The sequence below is a fragment of the Nonomuraea sp. NPDC050022 genome, assembly GCF_044460705.1.
Classification (GTDB): Bacteria; Actinomycetota; Actinomycetes; order Streptosporangiales; family Streptosporangiaceae; genus Nonomuraea.
Genome location: NZ_JBITKE010000001.1, coordinates 848,774 through 863,541 on the forward strand (window position 1 = coordinate 848,774; position 14,768 = coordinate 863,541).

2 protein-coding genes are annotated in these 14,768 nt (G+C 73.2%); both read left to right on the forward strand.

From position 1 onward, the window contains the following. Positions 1 to 17: 17 nt before the first annotated feature. Positions 18 to 4,949: an SDR family NAD(P)-dependent oxidoreductase gene (locus ACIBO2_RS03710; RefSeq protein WP_397295191.1), complete on the forward strand. Its 4,932-nt coding sequence runs from the start codon at positions 18 to 20 to the stop codon at positions 4,947 to 4,949. Between the two features lie 41 nt (positions 4,950 to 4,990). Continuing rightward, on the forward strand, positions 4,991 to 14,755 hold the full coding sequence (locus tag ACIBO2_RS03715; RefSeq protein WP_397295193.1) for an SDR family NAD(P)-dependent oxidoreductase: 9,765 nt from the start codon (positions 4,991 to 4,993) through the stop codon (positions 14,753 to 14,755). Positions 14,756 to 14,768 lie beyond the last annotated feature (13 nt).

Here is a 14,768-nt window from a genome sequence, read left to right on the forward strand (position 1 = left end):
CCGGAAAGGCTCGTCCGATGGCGACCGAGGACAAACTTCGCGACTATCTCAAGCGCGTCACCGTCGAACTGACCCAGACGCGCCGCCGCCTCGCCGAGGCCGAAGATCGTCAGCACGAGCCCATCGCGATCATCGGGATGGCGTGCCGCTACCCCGGCGGCGGTGACACGGTCGAGGGTTTCTGGAACCTGCTGCGCGACGGCGGCAGCGCGGTCACCGAGGTGCCGTCCTCCCGCTGGGACATCGACGACTACTACGACCCCGACCCGCGTACGCCCGGCGGCATGTACACCAGGTACGGCTCCTTCCTGCCGGACATCGCCGGCTGGGACGCCGAGTTCTTCGGCCTTTCGCCGCGCGAGGCCCTGCGGATGGACCCGACGCAGCGCCTCCTGCTCGAACTGGCCTGGGAGGGACTGGAGGACGCGGGCGCGCCACCGTCGCGCCTGTCGGGCAGCCGTACCGGCGTGATGGTCGGCTACATGGACAGCCTCCAGTACGGCAGGCTCCAGCTCGAACGGCACGGCGCGGAGGCGCTCGCGGACCCGTACCTGGGCCAGGGCTCGTCCATGAGCGTCGCGGCCGGGCGCATCGCGTACCTGCTCAACCTGTGCGGCCCCACCATGGCCATCGACACGGCGTGCTCGTCCTCGCTGATCGCGGTCCATCTCGCGGCGGAGGCGCTGCGGCGCGGCGAATGCGACCTCGCGATCGCCGCCGGGGCGTCGATGACGTTCCATCCGAGCACCTTCATCCAGGCGTGCGCGGCGTCGATGCTGTGCGCGGACGGGAAGTGCAAGACGTTCGACGCGAGCGCCGACGGCTACGTCATGGGCGAGGGTGGCGGCGTCGTGGTGCTGGAGCCGCTGTCCAAGGCGATCCAGAACGGCCGGCGCATCCGCGCGGTGATCCGCGGCTCGGCCGTCAACCAGGACGGCCGCAGCAACGGTCTCACCGCACCCAGTCGCGGCGCCCAGGCCGACGTGATCGGCCGGGCCCTGGCCGCCGCGCGGGTCGCCCCCGAGGACATCTCGTACGTGGAGGCGCACGGCTCGGGCACCCACCTGGGCGACGCCATCGAGCTGTCGGCCCTGCACGACGTCTTCGGCCAGCGCCCCGGCGCCCGACCGCTACGGGTCGGCGCGGTGAAGACCAACATCGGCCACACCCAGGCGGCGGCCGGGGTGGCCGGACTGATCAAGACGGTCCTGGTGCTGGAGAACGAACTGATCCCACCGAACCTGCACCTGTCGGAACCGGCTGCGGCGATCCCGGAGGACGGGACGGTAGTGCCGATGGCCGGGACGCCACAGGCGTTCACGGGGGCGGGGCCGCGGCTGGCGGGGGTGAGCTCGTTCGGCTGGTCAGGCACGAACGCCCACGTCATCCTGGAATCCGCTCCCGAGCCTGGTGATGCGGGGAGGTCGGCCGACGACCTGCCAGAACCCTCCGTCGCCGGGCACGGTACGGTCGGCGTGGCTCGGGCGCTGGTGCTGCCCGTGTCGGCGGCCAGCGACGCGGCCCTCCGGGAGCACGCCGGGCGCCTGGCCACGGTGTTGGCGGCGCGGTCGGATTCGGCCCGGTCGGATTCGGCCCGGTCGGACTCGGCCCGGTCGGCAGCGGCCCTGGCCGACGTGGCTCGCACGCTGCAGGCCGGTCGCGCCGAGCACGATCACCGGCGCGCCCTGGTCTGTGCCGACCTCCCGGACGCCATACGTCTGCTGGGCCGCGTCGCCACCGAGGGCGGCGTGCACCGGGTGAAGGGCCGTCCCCGGGTCGCGTTCCTGCTGCCCGGCGTCGGCGACCAGTACGCGGACCTCGGCAGGGAGCTGTACCGCACCGAGCCCGTCTACGCCGAGGCGGTAGACCGCTGCGTCGAGCTGGCCGCCGATCGGTGCGGCGTAGACCTACGCGCCTTGTTCGGCCCCGCGGACGACCAGAGCGACGACGAGAAGCCCGCCGCCGACCAGGCACGACCCTCGGGAGTGGACCGGGCGCGGCCCTCGGACGGGGACCTCGCGGCGCTGCTGGGTCGTGACGGTTCTGGGCAGGACCGGGCCGACGACCCGCTCAGCCACGCCGAGGTCGCCCACCCGTTCCTCTTCACCGTCGAGTACGCGCTCGCCCGGCTCCTGTCCCACTGGGGCGTCACCCCGGACCTGCTCATCGGCTACAGCCTCGGCGAGTACGTGGCGGCCTGCCTCGGCGGCGTCTTCACCCTGGAAGACGCCCTGTACGTGGTGGCCGAACGAGCCCGCCTGATCGCCGCCGCGCCGGCGGGCCGCATGGTCGCCGTCGCCGCAGACGAGGACCGCGTACAGGGACTGCTCGTCGGCGCTGAGGCCGAGGTGGATGTCGCGGCGCTCAACGGGCCCTCGATGACCGTGCTCAGTGGGCGGCCCGAGGACATCGAGGCCGTGACCCGGCGCCTCACCGCCGAGGGCGTCGCCTGTCGGCCGCTGCGGTCCGCGCACGCGTTCCACTCGTCGCTGCTCCAGCCGGCCCGCGAGAAGCTGGCCGCGCTGCTCGACTCCGTGCCGCGCCAGGCCCCGGCCATCACCATCGTGTCCAACCTCACCGGCGTCGCGCTGACGGCCGAGCAGGCCACCAGCTCCCAGTACTGGGCCGATCAGCTGGTCAGCCCGGTCCGGTTCGCCGACGCCGTACGGCACTGCGTCTCGCAGGAGGTGGATGTCTTCGTCGAGCTCGGCCCCGGTCAGACCCTCGGTGGGCTGGTTCGGCAGAACCTGTCCGACCGGCCGGCCACCGTACTCGGCACCCTGCCGCCGCTCTGGACGGCGGGGCAACGGCGGGACGCGCGGTCCGAGCTGCTGGAGGCGTGCGGGCGGCTGTGGGAGCTGGGCGTCACGCTGAACTGGGCGCCCACCCGCCCCACCGGTGCCCGCCTCGTCGACCTGCCCGCCTACCCGTTCCAGCGCACCCGCTTCTGGCCGGACCAGGGCCGGGACGTCCCCCGAACCGACCGGCCCGCCAAACCGGCTGACTTCGCCTTCGCCCCGATCTGGCAGCAGGACCCCACCCGCCCCACCCCGACGCACCTCGCCTCCCGCGACGGCCGTTCAGGGGACGTCGCACCTGCCGTACAGCTCAGTGGGCCGTTGGTGGTGTTTGCCGACTCGGCGGGGGTCGGTGCGGCGCTCGCCGAGTCGGTCGCCGCAGCAGGGACCCAGGTGATCGAGGTCGTCGCCGGGAGCGGGCTGCGGCAGGACGGTCGCCGCATCGTCATCGATCCCGCTGTGCCCGAGCACTACGCCCAGGTGTTCGCCGCCGTCACCGAACCGGGGCCGGTGCATGTGGTCCATCTGTGGAGTCGGCTCGCCACGGCCGCAACCCAGGTGTACGCCAGCGACGAGGAGCTGCGGGCGGCCATCGGGCACGGGTTCGACAGCCTGCTGCTGGCCGTACAGGCGCTGGGTGAGCTGCCCGCGCGCCAGGGGGTGCGGCTGCTGACGGCCACCCAAGGGGCCGCCGAGATCCTGGGCGGCGACGCCCTCGCGCCGTACCGGGCCGTGACGCACGGGCTCGGGCGGGCGGCGCACCACGAGTACACCGGACTGACCTGGAGCGGTGTCGACCTCGACCCCGAGGACGACGCGCAGGCGGCCGGGCAGCTCGTCCACGAGCTGCTCAGAGTGCCCGACGAGGCGCACGACCGGCTGACCGGCTGGCGGCGCGGCCGTCGCTGGGTGAAGAGCTGGGGCGAGGTCCCGGACCAGGGCGAACCGGCCGGGAGGCCGTGGCGGGCCGACGGCGTCTACCTGATCACCGGTGGTGCCCGGGGACTCGGCATGGGGCTGGCCAAGCACCTGGTGCGCGCCGGAGTACGGCGGCTCGCCCTGGTAGGCCGTACCCCACTGGAAGCCGCCCTGCCCGAGTCGGGCGGGAAGGTGGCGCGGAGTCTGGCAGACGTTGCCGAGCTTGAGGCGGCCGGGGCCGAGGTGTTGTTGCTGACCGCCGACGCCGGTGTCCCGGACGAGCTGCGGCGGGCGCTGCGCCGGTGCCGGGAGCACTTCGGCACGCTCACCGGTGTGGTCCACGCGGCCGGCGTACCGGCGGGTGGGATGGTGCAGCGGCGGACCGTGGCCGAGGCGGGGGCGGTGCTCGCGCCCAAGGTCCTGGCGATGGGACCCCTCGCCGAGCTGGTCGGCCCGGGCACCCCTGCCGAGGAGCGGCCCGAACTGCTGGTCCTGTACTCCTCCGCCGTGACCGCGTTCGGTGGCATCGGCGAGAGCGACTACTGCGCCGCCAACACCGTGCTCGACGCGTACGGCGAGGCTCTGGCGGCCACCGCGCCGTCCACCAGGGTGGTGTCGGTCGCCTGGGGCCCGTGGCAGCACGACGACTGGCAGGCCGACTCCCTCAAGGGCGCCTCCAGCCTCGCCCAGCGGGTGACCGCCTACCGGGAGAGGTACGGGTTCGCCGAGGAGGCGGGCTGCGCGTTCCTCGACCGGATCGTGACCGGCGGCCACGGCAGCGTCCTGGCCGCGCGCCAGCCACTGCGGGACGTCCTGCGTGACTGGTCGGCCATGACCGACCTCGACGCCCTGGTCGGCGCGGCGGCGGCGCCTCGCGGGGAGCGGTTCCCGCGGCCGCTGCTGCGGACCGAGTACGTGGCGCCCAGAACCGAGACCGAGACCAAGATCGCCGATGTTTGGGGCGCCTACCTGGGCATCGAGCAGGTCGGCGTGCACGACCCGTTCTTCGACCTCGGAGGCAACTCCCTGGTCGGCATGGCCATGGTGCTGGCCATCGAGAAGGAGCTCGGCGTGGCCATCGCGCCCGCGGTGCTGTTCGAGCACCCGACGGTCGCGGAGTTCGCGACCGCGCTGGAGCGGTCGGACGACGGCTCCGCACGACAGGCACTCACCACCAGCTCGGCTCGGGGGCAGCGACGGCGCCGGGCCCGTTCCGGGGGCGGACGGAAATGAAGCCCGACTTGAGCTTGAGTCCCGAGATAAGGACCGTTGACGTGACTGATGAGCTGGCCGGCGAGGTCTCTGGCAATGACATTGCGATAGTCGGGATGTCGGGGCGGTTCCCCGGCGCCGCCGATGTGGCCGGATTGTGGGCGAACATCCGTGATGGCCGTTCCGGCATCACCCGGTTCACCGATGACGAGTTGCGGGCCGCCGGAGTGCCCGAGGACCTGTTGGCCGATCCCGGGTACGTGAAGGCCGGGGCGGTGATCGACGGCGTCGAGCTGTTCGACGCGGGTTTCTTCGGGTTCAGCCCGAAGGAGGCGCAGATCCTCGACCCGCAGCACCGGTTGTTCCTGGAGCACAGCTGGGAGGCACTGGAGGACGCCGGATGCGACCCCACCCGCTTCGACGGCTCGATCGGAGTCTTCGGCGGGTCCGGCTGGAGCTCGTACCTGCAGCACAACCTCATGCCGAACGACATCGCCGCCACCATGGGCGAGCTGGCCCTCGGCCTGGCCAACGACAAGGACTCGCTGACCCTGCGCGTGGCCCACACGCTGGGCCTGTCGGGCCCGAGCTACGCGGTGCAGAGCTACTGCTCCACGTCGCTCGTCGCGGTCTGCGCGGCGGCCTCCAGCCTGGCCGGGTTCGAGTGCGACCTGGCGTTGGCGGGCGGCGTCGCGGTCAACGTGCCGCACCGGGTCGGCTACCTGTACCAGCAGGGCGGCATCGCGCCGCCCGACGGCGAGTGCCGGGCCTTCGACGCGGGCGGTCTGGGCAGCCCGCTCGGCAGCGGCGTCGGCGTGGTGGCGCTGCGCCGGCTGGAGGACGCGCTGGCCGCCGGGGACCAGATCTACGCCGTCATCCGGGGCTGGGCCGTCAACAACGACGCGGGCAGGAAGGTGGGCTTCACCGCTCCCGGCGTACAGGGTCAGGCCGCCGTCATGGCCGAGGCGCTGGCCAGCGCCGGGCTGATGCCCGCCGACATCGACTACGTCGAGGCGCACGGCACCGGCACCGCGCTCGGCGACGCGGCCGAGCTGGCGGCGTTGCAGCAGGTCTTCCACGACGAGTCGTGCCTGATCGGCTCCGTCAAGACGAACCTCGGCCACCTCGACCGGGCGGCCGGCGTCACCAGCCTCATCAAGACCGCCCTCGCCCTGCGCCACGACGAGATCCCGCCCACCCGCAACCTCACCGAGCCCAACCCGCAGCTCAGCGCCGGTGAGGCCGAGCTGGAGGTGGTCACCAGACTCATCGCCTGGCCGCGCCGGCCCGGCCGGACCCGGCGGGCGGGGGTGAGCGCGTTCGGCATCGGCGGGACCAACGCGCACGTGGTGCTGGAAGAGGCGCCCCCCGTTCCCGTGCCCGCCGTTCCGGAGCTCGCTGTCGCGGTGTCGGCTGATGCGCGCCCGGTTCCGGCCGCGGCGTCGCGGCCGGAGCTGCTGGTGTGGTCCGCGCGGTCCGCCGCCGCGGCCGACGCCATGACCGAACGCCTCGCCGACCACCTCACGTCCGCTACGGCCAGCGCGACGACCGACCCTCTTGTGGTCGACCCCGACACCCCGCACCTGCCCGACGTCGCCCACACGCTCCAGGCCGGGCGGCAGGTCTTCGGACACCGCCGGATGCTGGTCGCCGCCACCGTGGACGAGGCCGTCGCCGGGCTGCGCGACGCCGGCGTGCTGGCCCGCGCGGACAGCCGCGCCGACCGGCCCGTCGCGTTCCTCATCGCGGGCACCGGTGAGCAGTACCCGGGCCTGGCCGCCGAGCTGTACGAGACCGAGCCGGTCTTCAGGCAGACGCTCGACGAGTGCCGGGCCACGCTCCGCGACCACCTCGGCGGAGTCGACCCGCTCGCCGAACTGCTGCTCCCCAGGCAGCCCGGCCAGGCCGCCGGGCTCGACCGGCTGCTCGGGCGGGAGGCGGCGCCGGTCGACACCATGCCCACGGCGGTGTTGCAGCCCGCACTGTTCGCGGTCGAGTACGCCCTGGCCCAGCTCGTACGCTCCTGGGGCATCGAACCGGCACTGCTGGCCGGCTACAGCCTCGGCGAGTACGTGGCCGCCTGCCTGGCGGGCGTCCTCACCCTGGACTCGGCCCTGGCGCTGGTCGCCCACCGGGCGCGGCTGATCGACGCGCTCCCGGCCGGCGCGATGAGCGCCGTGCCGCTGGCCGCCGACGACCTGCGAACCCGGCTGGAGCGGGCGGGCATCGCCGACGTGGACGTGGCCGCGGTCAACGGCCCCGAACTCACCGTGCTCGCCGGTCCGCCCGCCGCGATGGAGGCGGCCAGGGAATTCCTGGCGGGCGAGTCGGTGCCGTGCCGGCCGCTGGCCACCAGCCACGCGTTCCACTCGCGCATGATGGAGCCGGTACGCGACGAGCTGACCCGCTGGATCGCCACCCACATCGCGCTCGAAGAGCCGCGCATCCCGTACGTCTCGAACGTCACCGGCGCCCTCATCACCGCCTCCGAGGCGACCGACCCCGGCTACTGGGCGCGGCACATGTGCGGGCCGGTGCTGTTCGACGCCGTGCTCGGCACGCTGCTCCAGCAGGGGGAGCTGGCGCTGCTGGAGATCGGCCCCGGACAGTCGCTCGGGGCGATGGCCCGCGGTCACCGCGACTGCCCCCGGGACCGCTGGCCGCTGGTGGTCTCCACGCTCCCCGCCGCCGCCGACCCCCGCCCGGCCGGCACCGTGCTGGCCGAGGGTCTGGGGCGGTTGTGGCTGGCGGGCGTGCCGGTCGACTGGGCCGGGTACCGGCAGGATCGTCCCGTACGCAAGGTGGGGCTGCCCAGCTACCCGTTCCAGCGGGAGCGCTACTGGATCGACCCGCCCCGCCACCAGGCCCAGCCCGCACTGACCGCCATAGCTCCGGCTCCCGCCATCGAGGAGGCGGCTCCGCACGTCCGGCTCATGGTGCCGCGCTGGATCGCGACTGACGTACCTACTGCGACCGGTTCGGGCGCGGCCGGGCGCTGGGTGGTGCTCGCCGACACCGGCGGGGTCGCTGACGCGGTCGTCGAGTCGCTGGCGTCTGACGGCACCCAGATCGTGCTGGTACGGCCGGGCGGCGCGTTCGCCGAGGTGACCGGCGGCTACACGATCGACCCCGAATCGGCGGCCGATCACGCCGCCCTGGCCAGGAGCCTGGCGAGCGAGACCCCGACGGTCCTGCTCGACCTGCGGCTGCTCGACCACGCCGACTCCGGTGGTGACGGGCGCCAGGTGGTGCTCCCGCTCTCCCGAATGCTGGACGCCTGGGGCAGTGAGGGTGGCGACAGCACCAGGATCATCGTGGCCACCCGAGGCGGCCAGGCGGTCCTCGACGGCGAGGGGCAGGACCCCGGCCACGCCGCCGCCGCCACGCTGCCGCTGGTCGCCAACCAGGAGTACCTCAACCTCGACTGCCGCTGCGTGGACGTCGAGGTGGGAACCGACGTCGCCGCGACGGCCCGGGACCTGATGGCCGAGCTCCGCGATCCGTCGACCGACGCTTTGGTGGCTATCCGCGACGGACGCCGCCACACCCGCGACTACATCCCCGCCGACCCGGACGGGACACAGACGGTCGGGCCGACCGCCGTTCCGGACGGAGCGCACACGGTCGGCTCGGAAGCGGCGCAGGCGCCGGGCTCGGTGGTCGGGTCGGGCGGAAACCTGACGGCCGGTCTGGGGGTGCGGCCCGGTGGGACGTACCTGATGACCGGTGGTCTCGGGGACGTCGGGCTGCTGGTGGCCGAGCACCTGGTGCGGGCCGGAGCCGCCCGGCTGATCCTCACCAGCCGCAGCGGCGTGCCCGCCACGGCCGGTGACCCGCGCCACGAGGGCGTCCAGCGGTTGCGAGCGCTCGGGGCCGAGGTGCTGACACCGCAGGCCGACGTGACAGACGCCGACGCGATGCGCGCCCTGCTGGCCGAGGTGCTCGGCGACGCGCCAGCCGAGACGTCAGCCGAGGTGCTCGGCGACACGCGAAGCGGGACGTCAGGTGAGGTGCTGCGGGAGGGCGGGCGGCTCGACGGGGTGATTCATGCCGCCGCCGAGACCGGCCGGGACACGTTCCTGTCGATGCGCGACCTCGACCAGGAAGCCGTCGCGAGACACTTCGGCGCGAAGGTGACAGGCGCGCTGGTCCTGCGTGAAGTGCTCGCCGAGCTTCCCGCCGAGCGGGCGCCCGGCTTCTGCCTGCTGTTCTCCTCGACGTCGTCGCTGCTGGGCGGCATCACCTTCGGCAGCTACGCGGCGGCGAACGCCGCGCTCACGGCGGTCGCCCACGACACCGCCGCCTCGCCAACCCGGTGGGTGGCCGCGAGCTGGGACACGTGGTCGCGGACGCTCGAAGGCATGGAAGGCGGCATCGGCGCCGCGATGGCCGCGCACGCCATGAGCACCGAGGAGGGGCTGGCGGCGTTCGACCGGCTGGTGGCCGACAACCGGCCGAGCCTCGTGGTGGCGGCGGGTGGTCTCGACGACCGGCTGCCCCGGGCGGTGAGCGGACCGGAGCCGGGGGCGGGCGGGACCAGGTTCCCCCGTCCCGAGCTGCCCCAGCCGTACAGCCCGCCGCTGACCGCGACCGAGCGGGCGCTGGCCGAGCTGTGGTCCGACGTGCTCGGGATCGAGCCGGTCGGGACCAGGGACAACTTCTTCGACCTCGGCGGCAACTCGCTCGTCGCGCTGCAGATGCTGGCCCTGGTGAAGAAGCGGTTCGGGATCGCGGTGCCGACGGTGATGCTGTTCGAGGCGCCTACGGTGCACACGCTCGCCGGAATCCTCGACGAGAAGGGCGCCGGCCGTACCGGGAAGACGAGTGCCCGCACCGCGACGGTGGCCAAGCGGGTCGCCCAGAAAGCCGTGGAAGGCACCGCCGGACCTGCCGACCGCTCCGGCATCGGCCCCGGCAGCGACATGGACGACGACCGGCGGATCGCCATCGTCGGCATGGCTGGCCACTTCCCGGGCGCCACCGACGTGGGTGCGTTCTGGAACAACCTGCGCGAAGGCGTCGAGTCCATCAGCTTCTTCTCCGAGGAGGAGCTGCTGGCCGCCGGAGTGGCCCCCGACCTCATCCACGACCCGTCGTACGTCCCCGCCCGCCCCGTGCTCGACGACGTCAGTGGATTCGACGCCGCGTTCTTCGGTCTGAGCCCCCGGATGGCGGCCATCACGGACCCACAGCAGCGGGCGTTCATCGAGGTGTGCTGGGAGGCGCTGGAGCAGGCCGGGTACGCGGTGCCCGACAGCAGGGGCCGGGTCGGCGTGTTCGGCGGCAGCAACATCAGCACGTACCTGCTCCGCATGGGCGAGCACCTCCTGAACGACGAGGAGGAGGTCAGCCACTACGAGATCATCATGGGCAACGACAAGGACGCGCTCACCACGACGGTCTCCTACCTGTTCGACCTGTACGGGCCGAGTGTCGCGGTGCAGACGTTCTGCTCGACCTCGCTGGTCGCGGCGCACCTGGCGGTGCAGAGCCTGCGCAACGGCGAATGCGAGCTGGCACTGGCCGGCGGCGTGTCGATCCGGGTGCCCGACCGGATCGGGCACAAGTTCGGGCCCGGGGGGCAGGAGTCGCCCGACGGTCACGTCCGGACGTTCGACGCCCAGGCTCGGGGCAGCATGTTCGGTGACGGGGCCGCGGTGGTGCTGCTCAAGCGGCTGTCGGACGCGGTACGCGACGGCGACCACATCTGGGCCGTGATCCGCGGCTCGGCGATGAACAACGACGGCGCCCTCAAGGTCGGCTTCACCGCGCCGAGCGTGGTCGGCCAGGCCAGGGTGATCGCCGACGCGATGGCCGACGCCGGGGTGACCGGCGAGGACATCAGCTACATCGAGGCGCACGGCACCGCCACCGAGCTCGGCGACCCGATCGAGCTGGCAGCCCTGACGCGGGCGTTCGGCGACACCGAGCAGACGCAGTACTGCCCGATCGGCTCGGTGAAGACCAACATCGGGCACCTGGACCGCGCCGCGGGCGCGAGCGGACTGATCAAGACCTCGCTCGCGCTGCGCGAACGGGTGATCCCGGCCAGCCTGCACTACACCAGCCCCAACCCGGAGATCGACTTCGAGAACAGCCCCTTCTACGTCAACGCCGAGCTCTCCCCATGGCGGACCCGCGACGGACGGCCGCGCATCGCGGGCATCAACTCGCTCGGCATGGGCGGCACCAACGTGCACATGGTCGTCGAGGAGGCTCCCGTCCGGCCCCCGGCGCCGCCGGTTTCGCCCGAGTCCTCCCGCAGGTACCAGGTGCTGCCCGTGTCCGCGCGCAACGCCACCGCGGCCGACCAGGCGGGCGAGCGCCTTGGGCGGCACCTGGCCGCCTCGCCCGGTATCCGATTGGCGGATGTGGCGTTCACCCTCCAGGTGGGACGCAAGACATTCGAGCATCGGCGCGTCGCGGTCGTGGACAGCCTTGAGTCGGCCGCCGCTGTGCTGGGTGGGGAGTCACTGAACCCCGGAGTGCTGAGTGGGGGGTCGCCGAACCCCGGTGCGCGGTCGGCGACGCCTGGGGTGCTGAGCCGGGTCGACACGGTTCAGGGTCGTCCGGTGGCGTTCCTGTTCGCCGGGGCGGGGGAGCAGTATCCCGGTCTGGTCACCGAGCTGTACCGGCGCGAGCCGGAGTTCCGCGCGGCGCTCGACGAATGCCTGGAGCTCCTGCGCGGACCGCTGGGCGAGGTGGACCTCGCGGACCTGCTCGCGGGCGGCCGCGGCAGCGCACCGGACCTCGCCGCCCTGCTGGGCCGCACGGGCTCGAACAGCTCCGCAAGCTCGAACGGGTCTGCGGGCGCGGGCGCTTCCGTTGGCTCAGGTGGGGACGAGCGGGTCGGCGTGCTGGAGCGTACGGAGATCGTCCAGCCGGCCCTGTTCGCCGTCGAGTACGCCCTGGCGCGCACACTCATGACCTGGGGCGTACAGCCGCGGATCATGCTGGGCTACAGCCTCGGCGAGTACGTCGCCGCCTGCCTGGCCGGAGTCCTGTCACTGCCGGACGCCATCGCGCTGGTGGCGTACCGGGCGAAGCTGATCGACGGTGTGCCGCCCGGCTCGATGGTCGCCGTGTCGCTGCCCGCGAACGAGCTGCGCCGCCGGTTCAGGCTCGATGAGCGGGGGCTGGACCTGGCCGCCGTCAACGGCCCGCAGGTGACGGTCGTTGCCGGTCCGGTCGAGGCGATGGACGGGCTCCTCGCCGACCTGCGGCGGGCCGAGATCCCGTGCCGCCCGCTGCAGACCACCCACGCCTTCCACTCCAGGATGCTGGCCCGGCTGAGTGACGAGCTGACCGCCTGGGTCGAGGAGAACGTCCAGCTCAACCCGCCCGCCCTGCCGTACATCTCGAACGTGACCGGCGGGATCGCCGACGCGGACCTGGTGTGCGACCCGGGCTACTGGGCCCGGCACATGTGCGGGACCGTACGGTTCGCGGACGGGGTCGACGCGCTGCTCGCCGACCCGGAGCTGGCCGTGGTCGAGATCGGCCCGGGACAGTCGCTCGGCGCCCTGGTGCGCGCCGCCGGGTGCCCGCCGCAGCGGTGGCCGCTCATCCTCAACGCGCTGCCGGGCGGCAGCGACAGCCGCCCGGACGACGAGGTGCTCGCGGGCTGCCTGGCCCGGCTGTGGCTGCTCGGCGCCGACCTCGACTGGGCCGCCCACCACGGCAGACACCACAACACCGGGCTCGCCACTGGGTCCGATGCCGGGCTCGCCGCGGGGGCGGCTGATGCGTCCAGTGCCGGGTTGCCGGGGCGGATTCCGCTGCCGACGTACCCCTTCCAGCGCCAGCGCTACTGGATCGACCCACCCGCGACCGGTGCGCGGCGGCAGCCGGTCGGCGCGTTGCCGGCGCTCGACCCGGACAACCTGTTCGAGGCGATCACGAACCTGCCCAGGCTGCCGGAAGACCAGTGGATGTACCTGCCCGTATGGCGACAGACCGCCGCGCCCGCGCCGGGTGAGCAGCCGGGCTCGTGGCTGGTCTACACCCGCGACGGGCTCGCCGACCAGGTCGCCGCCGAGCTGCGGCGGACGGCTGGTGCCACGGTCACGCTGGTACGCCCCGGCGACGCGTACGCCGCCACCGCCGACGGCTACACGGTGCGGCCCGGCAGCGTGGGCGACACGCTCTCGCTGCTGCGCGACCTGCGCGCCGCCGGTCGGCCACTGGAGCGGGTGGTCCACCTCTGGACGCTGGACGCCGCCACCGGCGACACCACCATCCGGTACGGCCTGCACACGCTCGTCGCGCTGGCCAGGGCGGCGGCGGAGTCCGGCACCGACGACTGGTCCCTGGACGTCGCCGTCACCGGCACGCAGCAGGTGCTGGGCGACGACGTGTCCAACCCGGACGGCGCGACGCTGATCGGTCCCTGCCTGGTGATCCCCCTGGAGTACCCGAAGGTCGCCACCCGCCTCATCGACCTGGCAACCAACGGCAGGGGCGGTTCGGTGGCCGGTGGGTTGGTGGCCGAGTTGCGGAGGCCGCAGGCCGACCGGATCGTGGCGCTGCGCAACGGCCGACGCTGGGTGCCCGGCTACGAGACCATGGCGGTCGACCCGGACCTGGAGACGCTCCGCGAAGGCGGTGTCTACCTGATCACGGGCGGGCTCGGCGGCATCGCCCTCGGCCTGGCCGAACGGCTGGCCCGCGACTGCCACGCCAACCTCGTCCTGCTCGCCCGCCGCGGTCTGCCACCCCGCTCGGAGTGGTCCCGCATCCTGGCGGGCGCGGCTGAGGAGGCGACCCGGCGGCGGATCGCCCAAGTGCTCGAGATCGAGAAACTCGGCGGGCGCGTCGAGATCGTCACCGGCGACGTCAGTAAGCCCGCGGACGTCCGCCGGGCCGTGGACACGGCGATCGAGCGGTTCGGTGCCCTCCACGGTGTCCTCCACGCAGCGGGCGTCCCCGGCATGGGGTTGATGCAGTTCAAGCGGTCCGACGAGCTGGACCAGGTGCTCGCCCCGAAGATCGGCGGCACTCTGGCCATCGCCGAGGCGCTGCGCATCGGCCGGCCCGACGAGGTCGAGCTGGACTTCCTGGTGCTGTTCGCCTCCATCACCTCGGCGACCGGCGGCGGGCCGGGGCAGGTGGACTACTGCGCCGCCAACGCCTTCCTCGACGGGTACGCCCACCAGCTCGCCGACACCGGCAGGCGGGTCCTGGCCATCGACTGGGGCGAGTGGACCTGGAACGCCTGGGAGGAGGGTCTGGCCGGGTACGACGGCGCGTTGCAGCAGTTCTTCCGCGACAACCGGGCCCGTGTCGGCATCGACTTCGAGGACGGCTGGCGGGCGCTGCTGCGCGCCCTGGCCAGCGGTGAGCCCCGGGTCGTGGTGTCCACGCAGGACTTCCCGACGGTGGTGCTCGGCAGTTCGCGCTTCAACCTGGAGGCGGTCACCTCGCCCGCTGTGGGTGGCGTGAGCGGTGAGCGGCACCCCCGTCCCGAGTTGGTCACCCCCTACCAGGAGCCGTCGGGGTCGGCCGAGGAGCAGATCGCCGGCATCTGGTGTGATTCGCTCAAGCTCGACCGGGTCGGCGTCCTGGACAACTTCTTCGAGCTCGGCGGCAACTCGCTGCTCGGCGTCAGCATCGTGGCCGCGATGCGCCGGGCGTTCGAGCTGGACGAGCTGCCGCCGCACATCCTCTACGAGGCGCCGACCGTGTCGGCACTCGGCCAGACCATCGAGGCCATGTCCTCGGGCGCGGGCCACGCGCTCGGGACCGGCGCCGACGGCGGCAGCCACGTACGTGCCCAGCTGCGCCGATCGGGACTCGAAGCCTCCGCCGCCCGCAGACGCGGCCGGTGAGACACAACCCAAT

Bases quoted from the DNA above. Each gene is read 5' to 3' on its own strand.
- ACIBO2_RS03710 (WP_397295191.1), top strand. From the start codon at position 18: ATGGCGACCGAGGACAAACTTCGCGACTATCTCAAGCGCGTCACCGTC.